The following is a 21,095-nucleotide window of genomic DNA, read 5'->3' on the forward strand; positions in this document are numbered from 1 at the left end:
GCGTTCGCATCTTTTCACGCCGGTTCGGGGAGGGGCCAGATGTCACCGATCTTGCAGGGTCTGATTACGATCGCGCTTGGGGTGGGCGGCTGTGTCGCCTATTTCTACGCCGCGAATATCGTCCTCGACAAAGTCATCTTCCCGCCGAGCGGCAAAGACCCGGGGCGCAACATCAACCGCGCGAACATGGTCCGCCCTTGGCTGTTCCTGTTCCCGGCGATCTTCGCGCTCGGCCTCTATCTGGCCTATCCGGTGGTCGGCTCGTTCTGGCGCTCGCTGTTCAACCGCGACGGCGGCACTTTCGTGGGCCTTGGGAATTACGAACGGCTCGCGATGGATCCGAGTTTCCGTCAGGCCGTGTTCAACAACTTCCTCTGGGTGCTGGTGGTACCCGCGCTCGCGACCTTCCTCGGTCTGCTTGCAGCGCAGCTCACCGACCGGATCAAATGGGGCAACATCGCGAAATCGTTGATTTTCATGCCGATGGCGATCTCCTTCGTGGGCGCCTCGCTGATCTGGAAATTCGTCTACGCGGTGAACCCCGATATCGGGATGATCAACGCGATCCGCGTGGCCTTCCACATGCAGCCGCTCGACCCGCTTCAGGTGCCGTTCTGGAACAACTTCTTCCTGATGGTGATCCTGATCTGGATCCAGACCGGCTTCGCGATGGTGATCCTCTCGGCCGCGCTGCGTGGCATCCCCGAGGAGACGATCGAGGCCGCGGTGCTCGACGGCGCCAACCCGTTCCAGCTGTTCTTCAAGATCAAGGTGCCGCAGATTATGCCGACGATCGTCGTGGTCTGGACCACGATCACGATCCTCGTGCTGAAGGTCTTCGACATCGTCTACGCAACGACCGGCGGGAATTTCGGCACGCAGATCCTGCCCAGCTACATGATGCAATACATGTTCCGCGATGACGGGCGCGCGACGGCTGTGGCCTTCGTCATCATGATCATCGTGCTGCCGGTGATGATCTGGAACATCATTCAAGCCCGTAGGGAGACGCGCTGATGGCCGCTATCGCAGGACAGAAATCGCGCCTGACATGGGCGGTGCAACTCTCGGTCGTCTTCATGGTGGTGCTCTGGCTCGTGCCGACGGTGGGGCTTCTGGTCAGCTCCTTCCGCACGACCGACCAGATCAGCCAGTCGGGTTGGTGGGACGCGGCCTTCTCGGTGGAGAAAGCCTTCCGCGACCGCATCCCGGCCGACGGTGAGAAACAGGTCGACGGGCTCTACGTGCTCGAGGGCGATCTGCTCAATAGTGGGCAGAACGCGAATGACCTGAAAGCGGGCACGACGATCACCGCCTTCGGCACCTCGGGCATCAAGCCGGGCGCCTACAAGGCGGGGGAGACGGTCGATACCGGCGACGGCGGCACGCTAAGCGTCGCCAAGGACGGCACCTACAAGGCCACGTCGAAGACGAGCTTCGACGGTTCGGGCCCGCGGGTCTATTTCGTGGCCGAGATGCCGCCCGCCTTCACGCTGGCCAATTATCGCAACGTGCTGTTCTCGGACGGCATGGGGCAGGCCTTCATGAACACGCTGACGGTGACGATCCCGGCGACGATCATCCCGATCCTCGTGGCGGCCTTCGCGGCCTATGCGCTGGCCTGGATGGAGTTTCCGGGCCGGGGCCTCTTGATCGCGGCGGTCGTGGGCCTTCTGGTCGTGCCGCTGCAGCTCGCGCTGGTGCCGCTCCTGCGGCTCCATCAGGAGATCGGTATCGGGCAGAGCTTCCTCGGGATATGGCTGGCCCATACCGGGTTCGGCTTGCCGCTCGCGATCTACCTGTTGCGCAACTACATGGTCGGTCTTCCGCGCGACATCATCGAGAGCGCGAAGGTCGACGGGGCGACCGATTTCCAGATCTTCATGAAAATCGTGCTGCCTTTGTCATTCCCGGCGCTTGCTTCTTTTGCAATCTTCCAATTCCTCTGGGTCTGGAATGACCTACTTGTCGCGAAGGTCTTCCTTCCGGCGAACGACGCCTCGAAGGTGATGACTGTGAAGATCGCCGACGACCTTCTGGGGTCGCGCGGCGGCGACTGGGGCATTCTGGCGTCCGCCGCCTTCATCTCCATCGCCGTGCCGCTTCTGGTGTTCTTCGCTATGCAGAAATATCTCGTCCGCGGTCTGCTGGCGGGTTCGGTTAAAGGTGGTTGATGAAAACCCTTACTAAGAAAGAAGACTGGTGGCGCGGGGCCGTGATCTACCAGATCTATCCGCGCAGCTTTCAAGACAGCAATGGCGATGGCATCGGCGATCTTCTCGGGATCGTCCGCCGCCTGCCGCATGTCGCGAGCCTCGGGGCAGATGCGGTCTGGATCTCCCCCTTCTTCACCTCGCCGATGAAGGATTTCGGGTATGACGTCAGCGATTACACCGATGTCGATCCGATGTTCGGCAGCCTCGCCGATTTCGACCAGGTGATCGCGACGGCCCACGCGCTGGGTCTGAAGGTGATGATCGATCTGGTGCTGAGCCATACCTCCGATCAGCACCCATGGTTCCAGGAAAGCCGGTCGAGCCGGGACAACCCGAAGGCCGACTGGTATGTCTGGGCCGATCCCAAGCCCGACGGCACGCCGCCCAATAACTGGCTGTCGATCTTCGGGGGGCCGGGCTGGCACTGGGACAGCCGGCGCGAGCAGTATTACATGCACAACTTCCTCGTGGAGCAGCCCGATCTGAACTTCCACAACCCGGAAGTGACGCAGGAATTGCTCAATGTCGCGCAGTTCTGGCTGGAGCGCGGTGTCGATGGCTTCCGCCTCGATACGATCAACTTCTATATGCATGACGACGAGCTGCGCGATAACCCGCCGCTGCCGCCGGAAGAGCGTAACGACCAGACCGCGCCCAAGGTGAACCCCTACAATCACCAGCGCCATATCTACGACAAGAACAACCCCGAGAACCTGCGCTTCCTGCGCAAGCTCCGGACGCTGATGAACAACTACAACGCGGCGGCCGTGGGCGAGGTGGGCGACAGCCAGCGCGGGCTGGAGATTCTGGGCGAATACACCTCCGGCGCGGACAAGATGCAGATGTCCTACGCCTTCGAGCTGCTCTCCGGGCATGAACCGCTCAAGGCGAGCTATTTCAAATCCGTCTTCGACAAGGTCGATGCGGTCGCCAAGGACGGCTGGGTCTGCTGGGCCTATTCGAACCACGATGTGGAGCGCCATATCTCGCGCTGGCAGCTGACGCCGGCCTCGGCACGTCTCTATACCTCGCTGATGATGTGCCTGCGCGGCTCGCTTTGCCTGTATCAGGGCGAGGAACTGGGGCTGCCCGAGGCGGAGCTGTCCTACGAAGACCTGCAGGATCCTTACGGCAAGGAGTTCTGGCCCGAATTCAAGGGCCGCGATGGCTGCCGTACACCGATGGTCTGGGAACGCGACGCCGCCTATGCGGGCTTCTCGCAGGCGCGCCCGTGGCTTCCGGTGCCCACCACGCACCAGAACATCGCGACCGATGTGGCCGAGCACGATCCCGCCTCGCTGCTGCACCATTACCGCCGCGCCATCGGCTTCCGTCGCAATCACGACGTGCTTCGGACCGGCGCGATGGAGGATATGTATTGCTCCGGCGACCTTCTGGTCTTCACGCGCAGGAACGAGGAGGAGACGATCCTGTGCTATTTCAACCTGTCCGATCATCCGGTGAACGCCACCGTTCCGCCGGGCAACTGGGTGACGGTGGGGGGCGAGCTGGGCTCGATCCGACCGATGCCCGATCACACTTTGCATCTCGGCCCATGGCAGCCGAGCATTCTGCGCCTCGACGAACACGAGGCCTGAGGGGGAGACTATGGCCGAACTCAAACTGGAAAACGTCGCGAAGAGCTATGGCGAGGTGTCGGTTCTCGAGAACATCAACCTTGACATCAAAGCGGGTGAGCTGATCGTCTTCGTGGGGCCCTCGGGCTGCGGGAAATCGACGCTTTTGCGGATGATCGCGGGGCTCGAGAAAATCACGGGCGGCACGCTCGAGATCGACGGGGTGCGGATGAATGACGTGCCGCCGTCGAACCGCGGCATCGCGATGGTCTTCCAGTCCTACGCGCTCTATCCGCACATGACGGTGCGCGACAACATGGCCTTCGCCTTGAAGATCGCGAAGATGAGCAAGGACGAGATCGATGCCGCCGTCGAGAAGGCGGCGGATATGCTGCAACTGACCGACTATCTCGACCGTTTGCCCAAGGCGCTCTCGGGCGGTCAGCGGCAGCGTGTCGCCATCGGGCGCGCCATCGTGCGCGACCCGAAGGTCTATCTCTTCGACGAACCGCTCTCGAACCTCGATGCGGCGCTGCGCGTCGCCACCCGGATCGAGATCGCCCAGCTCAAAGAAGCGATGCCCGATCGCACGATGATCTACGTCACTCACGATCAGGTCGAGGCGATGACGCTCGCGACGCGGATCGTGGTGCTGGCGAATAAGGGGATCGCGCAGGTCGGCACGCCGCTGGAACTCTATGAGCAGCCGCGCAACGAATTCGTCGCGCAGTTCATCGGGTCTCCGGCGATGAATCTTTTGTCGGGCGAGATCTCCGAGACGGGCGAGATGACCACGGTGAAACTCGATGGCGGCGGCATCGCACGCTCCACCATCCCGACGCGTCCCGAGGACCTGTCGCGCCGCGTGAAAATCGGGGTGCGCCCGGAGGATTTCGTGCCCACCGAGGATGCGGCGATCTACACCGGTCGCGTCGATATCGTCGAAGCTCTGGGCGAGGTGACGCTTCTCTATTTCGAGGCCGAAGGCGGTCACGACCCGATCATCGCCAAACTGCCCGGCATCCATCACGACCGCCGCTATACCGAGATTTCTCTCGGCGCCGATCCGTCCAAAGTGCATCTCTTCGCGGACGGTCAGTCGCTTCTCTACCGCTGACGGACGCAAACAGGCCATCGCGCATCCCTCTGCCCGTTAGTTTGAGGCGAGATAAACGGGCGGAGGCAATCATGGCCGATTCGGAACTGGGTGAACGTGTGGGGCGTCGCGCGCGCGGCGGTGGCGGGGCAGCCCGTCGGGCCGAACGCACGGCCGTGAAGGTGGAGTTCTCGCGCTTCATCACGCGCAACATTCCCGACATGGAAATCCTGAACGAGGAAGCCCTCGAGATCATCGAGCATAACGCGGAAACCGTGCTCGAAGAGATCGGCGTCAATTTCGTCGAGAACCCCGAAGCGCTGGAACGCTGGCGCGAGGCCGGGGCCTCGATCGAAGGCGAACGCGTGCGCATCCCGCGCGGCCTTGCCCGCAAGCTCTGCGCGACCGCGCCGTCGCAATTCACCCAGCACGCCCGCAACCCCGAACGCAATGTCGAGATCGGCGGGCGCAACCTCGTCATCGCGCCGGTCTATGGCCCGCCCTTCGTGCGCGACAGCCAGGGTGGCCGCCGCTACGCAACGATCGAGGATTTCCGGAACTTCGTGAAACTCGGCTACATGTCGAAATGGGTCCACCATTCGGGCGGCACCGTCTGCGAGCCGACCGATGTGGCGGTGAACAAACGCCATTTCGACATGCTCCACGCGCATATGACGCTTAGCGACAAGCCCTATATGGGCTCGGTCACCGAACCCTCGCGCGCCGCCGACAGCGTCGAGATGTCGAAGATCCTCTTCGGTGACGAGTTCGTCGACCAGAACACCGTGATGACCTCGCTCATCAACATCAACTCGCCGCTGACCTTCGACTCCACGATGATGGGGGCGCTCGAGGTCTATGCGAAGGCCAATCAGGCCTGTATCATCTCGCCCTTCATCGTCGGTGGCGCGATGGCGCCGGTCTCGGTCGCGGGCACGCTGACGCAGGTGCTGGCCGAAGTGCTGGCAGGCGTGGCTTATTCCCAGCTGATCCGTCCCGGCGCGCCGGTGATCTTCGGGGCGTTTGTCACCTCGATCGACATGAACTCGGGCGCACCCACTTTCGGCACGCCCGAAGCCTCGCTGATCACGCTGGGCGCGGGGCAGCTCGCGCGGCGTCTGAACCTGCCGTATCGCTCGGCGGGCGGTTTCACCGGGTCCAAGCTGCCCGATGCGCAGGCCGCTTACGAGACTGCGAATACGCTCAATAACGGGCTCTATGCGGGTGTGAACTTCATGCTGCATGGTTGCGGCTGGCTGGAGGGCGGTCTGGTCTCGTCCTACGAGAAATTCGTGATGGATGCCGACCAGCTGGGCATTCTGCACAGCCTCGCCAAGGGTGTCGACATCTCGGAGAACGGTCAGGCGATGGATGCGATCCGCGAGGTCGGCCCGGGCGGTCACTATCTCGGCTGCGCCCATACGCAGGCGAACTTCAAGGATGCGTTCTGGCGCACGAAACTGCTCGATTACCGCCCCTTCGAGACCTGGGAAGAACAGGGCGCGCCCGACACTATGGCGCTGGCGACGAAGCGGGTCGAGAAGATGCTCGGCGAGTATCAGCAGCCCGCGATGGATCCGAGCGTCGCCGAGGCGCTGGCGGCTTATGTCGCGCGCAAGAAGGCCGAAGTGCCCGACGCCTTCCTGTAACCGCTCAGTCTTCCTCGATCTGATAGTCCCGCGCGATCCCCTGGGTCGCGCGGCCCCATTCCGAGGCCTTCGTTCGCGCCTGATGCGCCTCGAACGCGGCCCGGTCGGTGAAGCGTTCCGTGACGGTGAAGACCAGCGGATCGGCTCCTTGCCTGACTTCGAACATCTCGCATCCCGGCTCGGCATGGGTGAGCGCGATATGCTCGGGCAGGTGAACGCGGACAATCCCCACCTCGGCGGCATCGGCGCAGATCAGGCGCCCAGTCAGTTTGACGGCCATCTTTGTCTCCCCAAAAGAAAAGGCCCGCGCCTTTCGGACGCGGGCCTGAAACTCACTCCCACTCGATCGTGCCGGGGGGCTTCGAGGTGATGTCGTAGGTCACCCGGTTGATGCCCTTCACCTCGTTGATGATCCGCGTCGCGGTCTCGCCGAGGAATTCATGGCTGAACGGGTAGTAATCGGCGGTCATCCCGTCGACGCTCGTCACCGCGCGCAGGGCGCAGGCGTAATCATAGGTCCGCCCGTCGCCCATCACGCCGACGGTGCGCACCGGCAGGATCGCGACGAAGGCCTGCCAGATCTCATCATAAAGCCCGTGCTTGCGGATCTGGTCGATATAGACCGCGTCGGCTTTGCGCAGGATTTCCAGCTTGTCGCGGGTGATCTCGCCGGGGCAGCGGATTGCGAGGCCGGGGCCGGGGAAGGGGTGACGGCCGATGAACGACGCCGGCAGACCCAGCTCGTGACCGAGCGCGCGGACCTCGTCCTTGAACAGCTCGCGCAGCGGCTCGACCAGCTTGAGGCCCATCTTCTCGGGGAGACCGCCCACATTGTGGTGCGACTTGATGGTAACCGAGGGACCGCCCGAGAAGCTCACCGATTCAATGACATCGGGATAAAGCGTGCCCTGCGCGAGGAAGCTCGCATCCTCGATCTCACCCGCATATTTCTGGAACACGTCGATGAAGAGGCGCCCGATCGTCTTGCGCTTGACCTCAGGGTCGGTGACGCCTTCCAGCTCGCCGAGGAACAGCTCGCTCTCATCGGCATGGATCAGCTTGATGTTGTAATGGTCGCGGAACATCGTGACCACTTCCTCGGCCTCGTTCATCCGCAGCAGGCCATGATCCACGAAGACACAGGTCAGCTGATCGCCGATCGCCTCGTGCAGCAGGATCGCGGTGACCGAGCTGTCGACGCCGCCGGACAGACCGCAGATCACATGGCTGTCGCCCACCTGCTCGCGGATCTGGCGGATCGCCTCGTCGCGATAGGCGTCCATCGTCCAGTCGCCGGTGAAGCCCGCGTCGCGCACGAAGTTCTCGTAGAGCGTCTTGCCGTTGGGCGTGTGATGCACTTCCGGGTGGAACTGCACCGCGTAGAAGCGACGGCTCAGATCGGCGGTGATCGCGTAAGGGGCGCCCGGCGAGGTGCCATAGACCTCGAAGCCCGGTGCGATGCGGCTGACATGGTCGCCATGGCTCATCCAGACCTGCTCGCGGCCCGCGCCATCCATGAACCAGCCATTGAGCAGATCGATCCGCGTCTCGGTCGGCGTCACATAGGCGCGCCCGAATTCGGCGGAGCCGTGCTTGGCCTCCACCAGACCGCCCAGATCCTGCATCATCACCTGCTGGCCGTAGCAGATGCCGAGGATCGGTACGCCCAGTTCATAGGCCGATTTCGGCGGCCGTGGAGAGCCCTCGCGCGTAACCGAATCCGGCCCGCCGGAGAAGATGATCGCTTTCGGGGCGAACTCTTTCAGGAAGGCGTCGGTGACGTTCTGATAGGGATGGATTTCGCAGTAAACATTCAGCTCGCGAAGCCGCCGCGCAATCAGCTGCGTGACTTGAGAGCCGAAGTCGATGATGAGGAGGCGCTGATGGTCTGTCATGCCGTTGGCATTAGGACGCGTTTTCGCGCTTGGCAAGAGGGCAGCTTGCGCGACGGTAATTTATCGCGCGGCTGACCCCTTCCTCTTGGCAAAAATATCCCGGGGAGCGGCGCAGCCGCGGGGGCAGCGCCCCCTCTGACATCGCCTCTCAGCTCTCCGGATAACCGCCCGGGATCAGCGGCCGGATCTTCAGCCGCGTGATCCGGTTGTCCTTGCGGCCTGCGACCTCGAAGCGGAAGCCGTGGAAGGAAAACACCTGCCCCTCGGTCGGGATCGTCTGCGCCTCGTGGATCACCAGACCGGCCACGGTATTGGCCTCTTCGTCGGGCAGCGTCCAGTCGGTCTCACGGTTCAGGTCGCGGATCGTCATCGCGCCGTCGACGATGTAATCGCCACTCTCGGTGGGCTTCAGACGCTTCTCGGCCTTGGGGTCGAACTCGTCGGTGATCTCGCCGACGATCTCTTCGAGGATGTCCTCCAGTGTCAGCAGACCCCGCAGGTCGCCATATTCATCCACCACCAGCGCGAAATGGGTGCGACGCTTCAGGAACTCCTGCATCTGCTCGTCGAGCGGCGTCGTCTCGGGGACGAAATAGGGCTTCATCATCACCTTGGCGATGTCGAGATCGGCGACGCTTTCCAACGTCCCGTCGCCCCCACGCACGACCTTCTCGACCGCGCGCAGCAGGTCTTTCGAGTGGATGACGCCCACCACGTTCTCGCGCTCGCCGCGATAGAGCGGCAGGCGAGTGTGCGGCGAGGACAGCACCGCCGTCAGGATCGTGTCGGGATCTTCCTCGATATCGATCATCTCGATCTGGCTCCGGTGGAGCATGATCTCTTCGACCGTGCGATTGCCCAGATCGAGCGCGCCCAGCAACCGGTCACGGTCTTCCTTGTCGACCGTGCCCTCGGATTGCCCCAGCGCCAGCGCGCCTGCGATCTCCTCGTGGATCGAGAACATATGGGTGTCCTTGTCGGTCCGCATCCCGAAGGCATAGAGGATGCCGCGCACGATCATCCGCACGATGGCGACGATCGGGGCGAGGACGAGCGTGACCACGCGGATCGGCCCCGCGACCTTCGAGGCGACTTTCTCGGGCAGGGTGATCGCATAGGTCTTGGGCAGCACTTCCGAGAAGACCAGCACCAGCACCGTCATCACCAGCGTCGCCAGCGCCACCCCCGATTGCCCGAAGACCCGCGTCATCAAAGCCGTCGCCAGCGAGGCGGACAGGATGTTGACGACGTTGTTGCCCAGAAGGATCGCGCCGATCAGCCGCTCGCTGTCCTCGGTGACTTCCAGCGCGGTCTGCGCGCCGCTTTCGCCCTTATCGGCCTGCGCGCGCAGCTTGGCGCGACTGGCCGCCGTCAGCGCCGTTTCGGAGCCGGAGAAGAAGGCCGAGAGCGCCAGCAGTAGGATGATCGAACCGGCGGTGATCCAGAAGGCAAAATCGAGAGTGTTTTCCATGGTGTCAGGTTATGGGGCGCGGGCAGGGCGCATTCAAGCGGTGCCGTCACTTTTGCCGCGCGGTTTCGCCAGCGGGTGATGCGTCAGCACCAGCTCCTTGAGCCGTTCGTCGAGGACATGAGTGTAGATTTCCGTGGTCGACAGGTCCGCGTGCCCCAGAAGCATCTGGATGGCGCGCAGATCCGCGCCGCCTTGCAGTAGATGGGTGGCGAAGGCGTGGCGCAAGACGTGGGGCGTGACCTTGGCGGGGCTTACCCCGGCCTTCACCGCGATGTCCTTCAGCAGCTTGTGAAAGCCCTGACGCGTCAGGTGACCTTCCTTGCCGCCCGAGGGAAAGAGGAAACGCGAGGGCGGCGCGCGATGCTCGATGCGGGCCTGCTCTTCAGCCTCGTCGCGCGCGGTCAGCCACGCGGCCAGCGCCTCGCGCGCCGGTGGCGAGAGCGGCACCATCCGCTCCTTGTCGCCCTTGCCGCGCACCAGAAGCATCCGCGGATCGCCGCGCGCGGAGGACACCGGCAGCGAGACCAGCTCCGAGACCCGCATCCCCGTCGCGTAAAGTAGCTCCATCAGGCAGCGATTGCGGATCTGATCCTTCTGCGAGCGCCCTTGATCGCGGGCGGCCTCCAGCAGCGCCTCGACCTCTTCGAGACTCAGTGTCTTCGGCAAGCGTTGCGCGCGCCCGGGGCCTGCGATGCGGATCGCCGGATTGTCGGCGCGCCAACCCTCCTCATAGGCAAAGCGATAGAGTTGCCGGATCGCCGAGAGCCTGCGCGCGCGGGTCGATTTCGCCAAGCCTTCGGCCTCGCAGCGGATCAGATAGGTCTCGATATCGGCGCGGGTGAGCGTCGCGTAGCTCAGGCCCTTCGCCTGACGAAAGCCCGCGAAGTCATTGAGATCGCGCCCGTAACTCAGGATCGTGTTGCGCGCGGCACCGGCTTCGGCGGATTGCGCATCAAGAAAACTCGGCAACCATTGCGGATCGGGCGGCGCGTCTGAACCGGGTCCGGTCATCCGCGATCTCCCAGCACGATCAGTTCGATCGCGGCGCGCCGCGCGACCGTTTCCAGTCCCGCCAGACGCAAGAGACTCAGACCGTCCTGCAGCCGCGGATAATCGCCCTTCGCGCCGTCGCCCACATCCCCGATTGCCTCGATCAGTGCGAGGCCCAGCTGATCGGGCAGCAATCCCTTGTAGCGGTCGGGCGCGGCGCCGGGCGGCGCATCGAAGACCTCCTTCAGCGCCTGATCGCGCGCGCCGCTTGCGGGGGTTGCGCTGGTATCGCCCGCGGCCAGTCCCTTGAACAGCGCGGCCTGCGCCGAACTCTGCGTGCCTTTCCGGGCGTTTTCCTCGTAATTCGGGGTCAGCAGGCTCAGCTCGTAGGCAAGGCGGCCCGCGCGGCCCGGCAGGTCCATCCCCGCGAGCTGGTCGCCGAACAGCGCGCCCAGAACCGGGGCGAGATCTTCCGAGGCCATCACGTCATAAGCGGCGGGCAGGGCGGTCGCGACCCTCTCGGTATCGCTCGCCTCGAGCGCCTCATCGAGCGCGCTCACTGCTGACACGCGATCCCAGAGCGCGCCGGACGCCGCCGCCTTGCGCTCGGTATAGAGGCCCAGCAGCCGGTTCGGGTCGAGCACGCCCGCACGGGCCAGACGCTCTGCGGCCTCCAATTGGGATTTCCAGCCGTTATTCTCGGTCAGATCGGCCTGCGCGAAGGCCAAAGGCAGCGTCGCGGTGGGTAGCGGCTGACCGATCGCCTCCATCATCTTGAACGCGAGCGGCGTGACGTGATCGGGGGGCGGTGCATCCCCGGCCTCTTCGGCCAGGGCCGGGTCGAGGAATTGCTCCAGCAGAGAGCGATCCTCCTGCGGGATCTGCCCCAGCGCGGCACCCGTGCCATAGGTCAGCTCGGCCGTGTCCCATTGCCCATTGCGCGCAAGGCAGAACACCCGCGCGGCATAAGAGGGCGCGATGCCGGGCGTGCGCTCGATGATCTTGCAGGCGCGGTTTTCCTGCCCCAGCAGCAGCGCCACGTCGAAGCTGCGGCGGAAAATCTCGGGGCTGGCGGTGCCCGCCTGTCCCAGAAGCGCATTGGCCTGTTCCAGCGCGCCCATATCCAGAAGCCGGTCGATCCGGGCAAGGAATAGCTGGTTGCGCTGCGACGGCGTCTCGATCTGCGGCGGGTTCAGCTCGGCCAGCAGCAATGTCAGGCTCAGCCCCCGCAGCGCGGGCAACTGATCGAGCGGCATTGCCCGCAGCGCCTGCGCCAGTTCCGGTTCGGGGGTCTTGCCCCAAAGATCGCGCGGCAACCCGGTGCGATCCGGCGTCAACAGCCCCAACGTATCGGCGGAGGGCGCGTCGAGCGAGAGTACCGCGATATCTTCGATTCCGCCCGCCCCGGTGACCGGGGCAGTCGAGCCCGCCGGGCCATCGCGCGGTGCCGACTTCAGGGAATGCGACAGCCAGTCGATCGCCGACATAGGGCTGCTGGCCGTAGCGGAGGCGTCCGCCGCGGCATTCGATTGCGCGGCGGCGGGACCCGCCACCAGACCGCCAAGCGCGAAACCGCTCAGCCAGATCAGGCCAAGGGTCGCCGCACGGCGATCAGTTGCCACTCGCAGCCTCGCTGTCAGTGCCTGTCGCAGTTCCTGCATCGGAATTACTCGTGCCCGCCATGCCCGAGCCGTCGGGCAGGGTGACTTCGATCCGCTGTTCCTGACTGTCGGGGCTCATGTCGCCCAAGTAAGCAAAGCCGATCACGCCGATCGCGCCAAGCACCAGAAGGATGACGATAAGCTTGAAGATGCGCCCCATAATCTCTCTTTTCTGCCGTCTGTCGCGGCCCGTCCCATAACGTGTCTCTCGGCGGGCGGGCCGTTCTTGGTTGCGGTTTCGCGTTGATCATATATGGCATTTCAGGGAAGTTCACGCCATTCAAGGGGTCCTGCGTCACGATTGTGCAAGGCTCCGCCGATGGCAAGCCTTGTCCGTCCCGCCGGGATTGACAGGGCAGGAATACCGCAGGCGACGCGAGGCAGGGGGCGCTAGGTGGAAGGCGAAACCGGGATCGAGGGGCATCTGACGCGCTCCGTCGTGCTCGTCGGCATGATGGGCTCGGGCAAGACGGCGGTCGGCACCGCCCTGTCCAAGGTGCTCGATTCGGCATTCCTCGACAGCGACCATGAAATCGAACGCGCCGCCCAGATGACCGTGGCCGAGATTTTCGCCCGCGATGGCGAGCCGTTCTTTCGCGCCCGCGAATCGGAAGTGCTGGAGCGGCTCTTGATGGGCCCGCCCGGCGTGATCTCCACCGGGGGCGGGGCCTTCCTTTCCGAGAAGAACCGCGAGCTGATCAACCGGCTCGGCGTCTCGGTCTGGCTGAAGGCGGATCTGGAGATCCTGTGGAACAGGGTGCGCCACAAGAATACGCGGCCCTTGCTGCGCACGGCCGACCCCAAACGGACGCTGAGCGATCTGCTGGCCGCACGCATTCCGCATTATCAAAAGGCTCAGATCGTGGTCGAGGCCGAACCGGGCCTCTCGGTGCAGGGCATGGCGCGCAAGGTGGTTTCGCATCTGCGCGAGGTGGATGGATTGATCGAAGAGGTGAAAGATGCGTGAGATCGTGCCGGTCGAGCTGGGCGAGCGTTCCTACGAGGTGCGCATCGGCACCGGGCTTTTGGAAAACGCAGGCACCGAGATCGCGCCTTTGCTGCGCCGTCCGCGCGTGGCTGTCGTCGCCGATCAGACGGTGGCCGATCTGCATCTCGCGACCCTGCGCCGCGGCCTTGGCGATATCGAGATGGTCTCGCTGACCCTGCCGCCGGGCGAGGGCACGAAAAGCTGGCCGCAGTTTACCCGCACCGTCGAATGGCTGCTGGAGCAGAAGGTCGAGCGCAAGGACATCGTCATCGCCTTGGGCGGCGGCGTGATCGGCGATCTGGTTGGCTTTGCGGCCGCCGTGCTGCGCCGGGGCGTACGTTTCGTGCAGATCCCGACCTCGCTTCTCGCGCAGGTCGACAGTTCGGTGGGCGGCAAAACCGGGATCAACGCGCCGCAGGGCAAGAACCTGATCGGCGCCTTCCATCAGCCCTCGCTTGTGCTGGCCGATCTCGACGTGCTGGGCACGCTCGAGCCGCGCGACTTCCTCGCGGGCTATGGCGAGGTGGTGAAATACGGGCTTCTGGGCGATGCGAATTTCTTCGACTGGCTCGAGGCTAACGCGCCTGCGATGGCCGCTGGCGATATGGAAAAGCGTCTGCATGCGGTCAAACGCTCGGTCGAGATGAAAGCCGAGATCGTGGCCCGCGACGAGACGGAGGAGGGCGACCGCGCGCTTCTCAACCTCGGTCACACCTTCTGCCACGCGCTGGAGGCCGCGACCGGCTATTCCGACCGGCTCCTGCATGGCGAGGGCGTGGCGATCGGTTGTGCGATGGCGTTCGAGCTGAGCCAGCGCCTCGGCATGTGCTCGCAAGAAGCCCCGAGCCGCGTTCGCGCGCACCTGCGCGACATGGGGATGAAGACCGATCTCGCCGATATCGAAGGCGATCTGCCGGGCCGCGACGCGCTGATCGACCTGATGGCGCAGGACAAGAAAGTGCTCGACGGCAAGCTGCGCTTCATCCTCGCGCGCGGCATCGGCGAGGCTTTCGTGACCTCGGATGTGCCGCGCGATGTGCTGGCAGGCGTGCTCGACGACGCGCTCGCCGCGCGGTAAGCCGATTTCCCAGTTGCGAGCCGCGCGCTCCTTCTTTATACGCCGCTTCAGGCACCCATAGCTCAGCTGGATAGAGCGCTGCCCTCCGAAGGCAGAGGCCGAAGGTTCGAATCCTTCTGGGTGCGCCACTTCCCCCAATCTCCGGAAATTCAGCGCCTTGGGGGCGACACAGACGCTATCGAGACGGCCCCGAGACAGACCCGATGAGAGACGCGATGACGACAGATGACGCCCTGATCCGCGCAGCGAAGCTCTCGGTCGCGCCGATGATGGACTGGACCGACCGCCATTGCCGCTATTTCCACCGCCAGATCAGCCGCAACGCGCTGCTGTATACCGAGATGGTGACCGCGCCCGCGGTGATTCACGGCGATCGCGACCGCTTGCTGGGGTTCGATGAGGCCGAACATCCGGTGGCGCTGCAACTCGGCGGCTCGGACGCCAAGAAACTGGCCGAGGCGGCGAAGGTCGGAGCGGATTTCGGCTATGACGAGATCAACCTCAATTGCGGCTGCCCGTCCGATCGCGTGCAATCCGGGGCCTTCGGCGCGGTTTTGATGAAGTCGCCCGATCTGGTGGCCGAGTGCTGTGCCGCGATGATCGCCGCGCAACCGATAGAAGTCACGGTGAAATGCCGCATCGGCGTGGACGATCAGGACCCGCAGGAGGTACTGCCCGAGTTCATCGAGAAGGTCGCCGCCGCAGGCGTGACCCGCATCACGATCCATGCCCGCAAGGCTTGGCTGCAAGGCCTCTCGCCCAAGGACAACCGCGAAATCCCGCCGCTCGATTACCCGCTCGTCCACGCGATGAAGGCGGCCTATCCGCAGCTGCATCTGTCGATCAATGGCGGCATCAAAGATCTCGCCGCAGCCGAGGTGGAACTCGCGCAAGGGCTCGACGGGGTGATGGTGGGCCGCGCCGCCTATCACCAGCCGATGGAGGTGCTGGGCGCCGCCGATCAGCGCATCTGGGGGCAGGGCGAGGCCCGCGATCCCTTCGACGTGGCGCAGGCGATGATCCCCTATATCGCGCGTCATATCGAGCGTGGCGGCAGGCTGCACCAGGTCACCCGCCACATGCTCGGCCTGTTCCACGGCAAGCCCGGCGCGCGCCGCTTCCGGCAGATCCTGTCGGAAGGCGCGACCCGCGACGGCGCCGGGGTTGAACTTTTCGAGAGTGCGTTGTCAGCCGTACGTGAACGGGTTAACTGAGCGGAACCCAAGGAGATTTCCCGACATGCCCGATTTCGCCACGCTCGCGCCGCTCGTCTTGATCCTGATGGCAGTGGGGGCGTTCGCAGGCGTCTTGGCGGGGCTTCTGGGGGTCGGCGGCGGGATCGTCCTCGTGCCGGCCTTCTTCTATCTTTTCAGCGGCTTGGGCTACGAGTCAAACGATCTGATGCAGGTCTGCGTCGCGACCTCTCTGGCGACGATCATCGTGACCTCGATCCGCTCGGTCATGGCCCATAACCGCAAGGGCGCGGTCGATTGGGACATCCTCAAGCAATGGATCGCGCCCATCGCCATCGGCGCGATCATCGGGGTGCTGGTCGTCCATCAACTGCGCTCTTCGACCATGCAGATCATCTTCGCGGTGATGGTGCTGGTGATCGCCTCCTACATGATGTTCGGCAAATCGAGCTGGCGGATCTCGGACGGGTTGCCGGGCGGCATCTTCCGCGCGTGGTTCGGCCCGCTGATGGGGTTCCTGTCGGTGCTGCTGGGCATCGGTGGCGGCTCGATCGGCACGCCGATGCAGACGCTCCACGGTATCCCGATCCACCGTGCGGTTGCGACCTCGGCAGGCTTCGGCGTGACCATCGCGCTGCCCTCGGCGATCGGCTTCCTGCTGACGCCGGTGGCCGACGCGCCACCTTACTCGATCGGCGCGGTCAACATCCCCGCCTTCCTGATCGTCATCGCGATGACGACGATCACCGCCCCCCTGGGCGCGGCACTGGCCCACAAGCTCGACCCCAAGAAGCTCAAACGCGTCTTCGCGGGCTTTCTGATGCTCGTCGCACTCAACATGCTGCGCAAAGCGTTTCTCTGAACTTACTCTTGGCGAAAATATCCCGGGGGGCGCGCTAGCGCGGGGGCAGAGCCCCCTCCATCACTTGATCTTGCGCGCCTTCGCCTCGTTCCAAAGCGCATCCATCTCGGCCAGATCGCTGTCCTTCGGCGCCTTGCCGCGCGCCTCAAGTTCGCGCTCGATATGATTGAACCGGTTGGTGAATTTCAGATTGGCCGCGCGCAGGGACGCCTCCGGGTCCAGCCCCAGATGCCGCCCGAGATTGACCATCACGAAAAGCAGGTCGCCATATTCCTCGGCCAGCTCTTCGGGGCCCAACTCGTCGCGCGCTTCTTCCAGCTCGCGCGCTTCCTCGACGATCTTGTCGAGCACCTCATCGGTCGAGGGCCAGTCGAACCCCACTCGCGCCGCGCGGTTCTGCAGCTTGATCGCACGGGTCAGCGCGGGCAGGCCCAGAGCCACCCCTTCCAACACACCGACACGCTCGGATTTACCCGCAGCCTTGCGCTCTGCCGCCTTGATCGCTTCCCAATCGGCGGTCTGCTGTTCGGCTGATTTCTCGCGGCTCTCGTCGCCGAAGACATGCGGATGGCGGGCCACCATCTTCGCGTTGATCGCACGCAGCACGTCGGAGATATCGAACCGCCCGTCTTCGGAGGCCATCTGCGCGTGATAGACCACCTGCAGCGCCAGATCGCCCAGCTCGCCCGGCAATTCCGACCAAGCCTGCCGCGCGATCGCATCGGCCACCTCATGGGCTTCCTCGATCGTGTAGGGCGCGATGGAGGCGAAATCCTGCTCCAGATCCCACGGGCAACCGCTCTCCGGATCCCGCAGGCATTCCATGATCGCGGTCAGCCGAGTGAACTGATGCGCGGCATCGCCCGTATCGTCGAAGATGAGTGCGTCGTCGGGTTTGGCCATTGCAGCTTGCCTCCTGCCATGCGAATGCCTCTGGCCTAACCAGCCCGCAAGGGGAAGTCCACTATGCCCGTTCTCAACCGTATCGCCGATCTCGGCCCGCAAATGACCGAATGGCGGCACTGGCTGCATCGCCATCCCGAGCTGCGCTTCGATCTGCACCAGACCTCGGAGTTTGTCGCAGCAAGGCTGCGTGAAATCGGGGTGGATGAGATCCATGAAGGGATCGCGCAGACCGGGATCGTGGCGCTGATCAAAGGGCAGGGCGAGGGGGCCACAATCGGCCTGCGCGCCGATATGGACGCGCTTCCGATCACGGAAGAAACCCATGCGGAGTACGCCTCCGAGACGCCCGGCAAGATGCATGCCTGCGGCCATGACGGGCATACGGCGATGCTTCTGGGGGCTGCGGCCTATTTGGCCGAGACCCGGAAATTCGCAGGCACCGTGGCGCTGATCTTCCAGCCCGCCGAGGAAGACGGCGGCGGGGCCGAGGTGATGGTCGATGCGGGCGTGATGGAGCACTTCGGCATCTCGCGCGTCTTCGCGATCCACAACGCGCCGGGGCTGCCCTTCGGGCATTTCTACACGACGCCCGGGCCCTATCTCGCCTCGGTCGACGAGGCGCGCGTGACGGTGACGGGGCGCGGCGGCCATGCGGCGACCCCGCAGGGCTGCATCGATCCGATCCCGGCGCTCTCGGCGATGGTGACCTCGCTGCAGACGGTGGTGTCGCGCAATGTCGGCGCGGGCGATGCTCTCGTCGTCTCGGTCACGCAGATCCATGCGGGCACCGCGCTCAACATCATTCCCGAAAGCGGCTTCCTCACCGCGACGATTCGTTGCTTCGAGCCGGAAGTCCGTGATCTGGCGGAAAAACGGCTGCGCGAGATCTGCGAAGGCATAGCGGCGGCCCATGGCGTCAGCGTCGAAATTGAATACGAGCGTGGCTACCCGCCCACCGTAAACGATCCCGACGAGACCGGATTCGCCGCCGAAGTCGCAGGCGAGATCGCAGGGCCCGAGCGTGTCGTGACCGACGCTCCGCGTGAGATGGGTGCCGAGGATTTCGCCTATATGTTGGCGGCCCGGCCTGGCGCCTATCTTTTCATGGGCACGGGCGAGGGCGCGGGGCTCCACCATCCGCGCTTCGATTTCAACGACGAGGCCGCGCCCGTGGGGGCCTCCTACCTCGCGCGTCTGGCCGAGCGCGCCTTGCCCCTGGGCTGAGCCGTCTCTCTTCCTCTTGGGAAAAATATCCCGGGGACGCTCCGCAGGAGCGGGGGCAGAGCCCCTTTTTCCTTGCCGATCACAGCCCTCTGGCGACAGGGGGCCTGCGCCCCGTTTCCTTTCGCCCCGTCACCGCGACGTGAGGACGCGTTCACAGGGGCCGCTTCGCCTTGCCAAGCCTCAGGGCCACGGCTAGGGTGCGCGCCGACAACCGGGGCTTGCTGCCCCCAAGGCCCATGACAAAGGACCATAGATCATGTTCGTGACCCCCGCTTTCGCGCAGGCCGCCGGTGGCGCCAGTAACCCCGCCGCCGCGTTCGGCCAGTTCCTTCCCCTGATCCTGATCTTCGTGATCATGTATTTCCTGCTGATCCGTCCGCAGCAGAAAAAAGCCAAGGAGCACAAGGCGATGCTCGAGGCTCTGCGCCGCGGTGATCAGGTCGTGACCCAGGGCGGCATTCTCGGCAAAGTCACCCATATCAAGGAAGACGGCGAGGTCGAGGTCGAGATCGCGCAGGGCGTCAAAGTCCGCGTGGTGAAATCGACCATCGTGCAGGTTGTTTCGCGCACCGAACCCGCCAAGACCTCCGAATAAGCCATAAAAGGCCCGTCCCCCATGTTGCACATCTCGCTGTGGAAGCGCGTGCTGATCCTGATCATCGTCGTGATCGGGGTCGTCTTTGCCGCGCCGAACATCTTTTACAACCGGGTGGAGGGGCATAACGATGCCGTTGCCGCCGCCGCGAAGGGCGAGTCTCTGACGCCCGAGCAGCAGGCCGCGCAGGCGGGCTGGCCCGATTGGCTGCCCTCCGACATCGTCAATCTCGGCCTCGATCTGCGCGGTGGCGCGCAGCTTCTGGCCGAGGTCAATGTCGATGAGGTCTACAAGGCGCGCGTCGATGCGCTCTGGCCCGAGTTCCGCAAGGCGCTCGCCGCCGAACGCGGTACGCTCGGCTCGATCCGTCGCCTGAACGCTGACCCGGGCGTCCTGCGGATCCAGATCGGCAATACCGATCAGATCGCGGAAGCCCAGAAGATCGCCGAGACGCTGAACAACCCGGTCTCGTCGCTGACCGGTGTGGGGCAGAAGACGCTCGCGATCACCACCGAAGGCAACCAGCTGATCATCCAGCTCTCGGATGCCGAGAAGGCCGCGACCGACGACCGCACGATGCAGCAATCGCTGGAGATCGTGCGCCGCCGGATCGACGCTGCGGGCACCCGTGAACCCACGATCGTGCGCGAAGGCTCCGACCGCATCCTGATCCAGGTGCCGGGCGCAAGCTCCGCACAAGAGATCAAGCAGCTGATCGGCACCACGGCGAAACTGACCTTCAACTCGGTGATCGGCACCAGCTCGAACCCGAACGAGGCGGTGGGCTCGGATCAGGAAATCCTGCCCTCGGCCGATCAGAAGGGGCTCTACTACATCCTCGACAGCCTGCCGGTCGTGACCGGTGAAGACCTGACGGATGCGCGCCCCGATACCGATCAGAACGGCTATCCGGCGGTGGCTTTCCGCTTCAATGCGAGCGCGGCCCGCACCTTCGGCGACTACACGCAGAACAATATCGGCAAGCCCTTCGCCATCGTGCTCGACAACAAGGTGATCTCGGCGCCCACGATCCAATCGCATATCGCGGGCGGCTCGGGCATCATCACCGGTCGGTTCACGGTGAAAGAGGCGACAGATCTGGCGCTGCTGCTGCGCGCCGGTGCGCTGCCCGCCTCGATGACCTTCCTCGAAGAACGGACCATCGGCCCGGAGCTTGGCGCGGATTCGATCGCGGCCGGCAAAATGGCCGCGGCCGTGGGCGCGGTGCTCGTGGTGGTCTTCATGATCGCGTCTTACGGCACCTTCGGCGTCTTCGCTTCGCTGGCACTTGGGATTAACATCGCGCTGATCTTCGCGATCCTCTCGGTGATCGGCGGCACGCTGACGCTGCCCGGTATCGCAGGGATCGTGCTGACGATGGGCACGGCGGTTGACGCCAACGTGCTCGTGTTCGAGCGTATCCGCGAGGAGTTGCGCAATCAGCAAAAGGCGAAAGCCGCCCGCGCGATCGAGCTCGGCTACGAGCGCGCGATGTCCGCCATCGTCGACGCCAACGTGACCACCTTCCTCACTGCGGTGATCCTCTTCGTGCTGGGCGCAGGCCCGGTGCGGGGCTTCGCCGTCACCTTCCTGATCGGGATCATCACCTCGGTCTTCACCGCGATCTGGGTGACGCGGCTGTTCGTGAGCATCTGGTTCGCGCGCCGTCGTCCCCGCGAACTGGTACTGTAAGG

General features: G+C 64.4%; 19 protein-coding genes and 1 tRNA gene. 13 read left to right on the forward strand and 7 right to left on the reverse strand.

What is annotated here, in order from left to right:
• Nucleotides 1–39 precede the first annotated feature (39 nt).
• From ACZ7GB_RS12320 to ACZ7GB_RS12340, 5 genes are all read left to right on the forward strand, one after another.
• On the forward strand, nt 40–1,017 hold the full coding sequence (locus tag ACZ7GB_RS12320) for a carbohydrate ABC transporter permease (RefSeq protein ID WP_078520616.1): 978 nt from the start codon (nt 40–42) through the stop codon (nt 1,015–1,017).
• Complete coding sequence (locus tag ACZ7GB_RS12325; protein WP_078605265.1) at nt 1,017–2,174, forward strand: carbohydrate ABC transporter permease; 1,158 nt, start codon at nt 1,017–1,019, stop codon at nt 2,172–2,174. Before ACZ7GB_RS12320 ends, ACZ7GB_RS12325 begins: the two co-directional genes overlap by 1 nt.
• The gene (locus ACZ7GB_RS12330; protein WP_078550466.1) at nt 2,174–3,814 is read left to right on the forward strand and encodes an alpha-glucosidase; all 1,641 of its coding nucleotides are present in this window, start codon (nt 2,174–2,176) and stop codon (nt 3,812–3,814) included. The genes ACZ7GB_RS12325 and ACZ7GB_RS12330 overlap by 1 nt, the downstream gene beginning before the upstream one ends.
• A gap of 10 nt (nt 3,815–3,824) precedes the next feature.
• Nucleotides 3,825–4,910 carry an ABC transporter ATP-binding protein gene (locus ACZ7GB_RS12335; protein WP_472158904.1) on the forward strand — a complete coding sequence of 362 codons (1,086 nt, stop codon included), beginning with the start codon at nt 3,825–3,827 and terminating at the stop codon, nt 4,908–4,910.
• A 71-nt stretch (nt 4,911–4,981) separates the two neighbouring features.
• A complete protein-coding gene (locus tag ACZ7GB_RS12340) occupies nt 4,982–6,538 on the forward strand; it encodes a trimethylamine methyltransferase family protein (RefSeq protein ID WP_472158905.1) in 1,557 nt (518 codons plus the stop codon).
• Nucleotides 6,539–6,542: 4 nt separating this feature from the next.
• On the opposite strand, the gene ACZ7GB_RS12345 is transcribed toward ACZ7GB_RS12340, so the two are convergent.
• From ACZ7GB_RS12345 to ACZ7GB_RS12370, 6 genes are all read right to left on the reverse strand, one after another.
• Nucleotides 6,543–6,818 (reverse strand): putative quinol monooxygenase, encoded by a 276-nt coding sequence (locus tag ACZ7GB_RS12345; RefSeq protein WP_078520621.1) that lies wholly within the window; start codon nt 6,816–6,818, stop codon nt 6,543–6,545.
• Between the two features lie 52 nt (nt 6,819–6,870).
• Nucleotides 6,871–8,433, reverse strand: a complete 1,563-nt coding sequence (gene guaA / locus ACZ7GB_RS12350; RefSeq protein ID WP_078601468.1) for a glutamine-hydrolyzing GMP synthase — start codon at nt 8,431–8,433, stop codon at nt 6,871–6,873.
• Nucleotides 8,434–8,581: 148 nt separating this feature from the next.
• On the reverse strand, nt 8,582–9,904 hold the full coding sequence (locus ACZ7GB_RS12355) for an HlyC/CorC family transporter (RefSeq protein WP_078550460.1): 1,323 nt from the start codon (nt 9,902–9,904) through the stop codon (nt 8,582–8,584).
• A gap of 33 nt (nt 9,905–9,937) precedes the next feature.
• Nucleotides 9,938–10,915, reverse strand: a complete 978-nt coding sequence (locus ACZ7GB_RS12360) for a site-specific tyrosine recombinase XerD (RefSeq protein ID WP_472158906.1) — start codon at nt 10,913–10,915, stop codon at nt 9,938–9,940.
• Nucleotides 10,912–12,516, reverse strand: a complete 1,605-nt coding sequence (locus tag ACZ7GB_RS12365) for a hypothetical protein (RefSeq protein WP_472158907.1) — start codon at nt 12,514–12,516, stop codon at nt 10,912–10,914. Before ACZ7GB_RS12365 ends, ACZ7GB_RS12360 begins: the two co-directional genes overlap by 4 nt.
• Complete coding sequence (locus ACZ7GB_RS12370; protein ID WP_078520626.1) at nt 12,506–12,715, reverse strand: hypothetical protein; 210 nt, start codon at nt 12,713–12,715, stop codon at nt 12,506–12,508. The genes ACZ7GB_RS12365 and ACZ7GB_RS12370 overlap by 11 nt, the downstream gene beginning before the upstream one ends.
• A 234-nt stretch (nt 12,716–12,949) precedes the next feature.
• Between ACZ7GB_RS12370 and ACZ7GB_RS12375 the strand changes: the two genes are divergently transcribed.
• The 5 genes from ACZ7GB_RS12375 (at nt 12,950) to ACZ7GB_RS12395 (ending at nt 16,676) form a co-directional block, all read left to right on the forward strand.
• Nucleotides 12,950–13,522 carry a shikimate kinase gene (locus tag ACZ7GB_RS12375; protein ID WP_472158909.1) on the forward strand — a complete coding sequence of 191 codons (573 nt, stop codon included), beginning with the start codon at nt 12,950–12,952 and terminating at the stop codon, nt 13,520–13,522.
• Nucleotides 13,515–14,621 carry a 3-dehydroquinate synthase gene (gene aroB, locus ACZ7GB_RS12380; protein ID WP_472158911.1) on the forward strand — a complete coding sequence of 369 codons (1,107 nt, stop codon included), beginning with the start codon at nt 13,515–13,517 and terminating at the stop codon, nt 14,619–14,621. The genes ACZ7GB_RS12375 and aroB overlap by 8 nt, the downstream gene beginning before the upstream one ends.
• A 51-nt stretch (nt 14,622–14,672) precedes the next feature.
• A tRNA-Arg gene (locus ACZ7GB_RS12385) sits at nt 14,673–14,749 on the forward strand.
• An 87-nt stretch (nt 14,750–14,836) separates the two neighbouring features.
• On the forward strand, nt 14,837–15,835 hold the full coding sequence (gene dusA / locus ACZ7GB_RS12390) for a tRNA dihydrouridine(20/20a) synthase DusA (RefSeq protein ID WP_472158912.1): 999 nt from the start codon (nt 14,837–14,839) through the stop codon (nt 15,833–15,835).
• A 25-nt stretch (nt 15,836–15,860) separates the two neighbouring features.
• Complete coding sequence (locus ACZ7GB_RS12395) at nt 15,861–16,676, forward strand: sulfite exporter TauE/SafE family protein (RefSeq protein WP_472158913.1); 816 nt, start codon at nt 15,861–15,863, stop codon at nt 16,674–16,676.
• Nucleotides 16,677–16,736: 60 nt separating this feature from the next.
• On the opposite strand, the gene mazG is transcribed toward ACZ7GB_RS12395, so the two are convergent.
• Nucleotides 16,737–17,579, reverse strand: a complete 843-nt coding sequence (mazG, locus tag ACZ7GB_RS12400; protein WP_472158914.1) for a nucleoside triphosphate pyrophosphohydrolase — start codon at nt 17,577–17,579, stop codon at nt 16,737–16,739.
• Nucleotides 17,580–17,642: 63 nt separating this feature from the next.
• On the opposite strand from mazG, the gene ACZ7GB_RS12405 reads away from it, so the two are divergent.
• The 3 genes from ACZ7GB_RS12405 to secD all read left to right on the forward strand — a co-directional run bounded on the left by ACZ7GB_RS12405 (nt 17,643) and on the right by secD (nt 21,093).
• Entirely contained in the window at nt 17,643–18,806 is a 1,164-nt protein-coding gene (locus ACZ7GB_RS12405) for a M20 aminoacylase family protein (protein ID WP_472158915.1), read from the forward strand.
• Between the two features lie 256 nt (nt 18,807–19,062).
• Complete coding sequence (gene yajC, locus ACZ7GB_RS12410; RefSeq protein ID WP_078520633.1) at nt 19,063–19,401, forward strand: preprotein translocase subunit YajC; 339 nt, start codon at nt 19,063–19,065, stop codon at nt 19,399–19,401.
• A gap of 21 nt (nt 19,402–19,422) precedes the next feature.
• Complete coding sequence (gene secD, locus ACZ7GB_RS12415; RefSeq protein WP_078541013.1) at nt 19,423–21,093, forward strand: protein translocase subunit SecD; 1,671 nt, start codon at nt 19,423–19,425, stop codon at nt 21,091–21,093.
• The last annotated feature ends 2 nt before the right edge of the window (nt 21,094–21,095 follow it).

This window comes from Thioclava sp. PTB-PU3-1 (assembly GCF_055666785.1).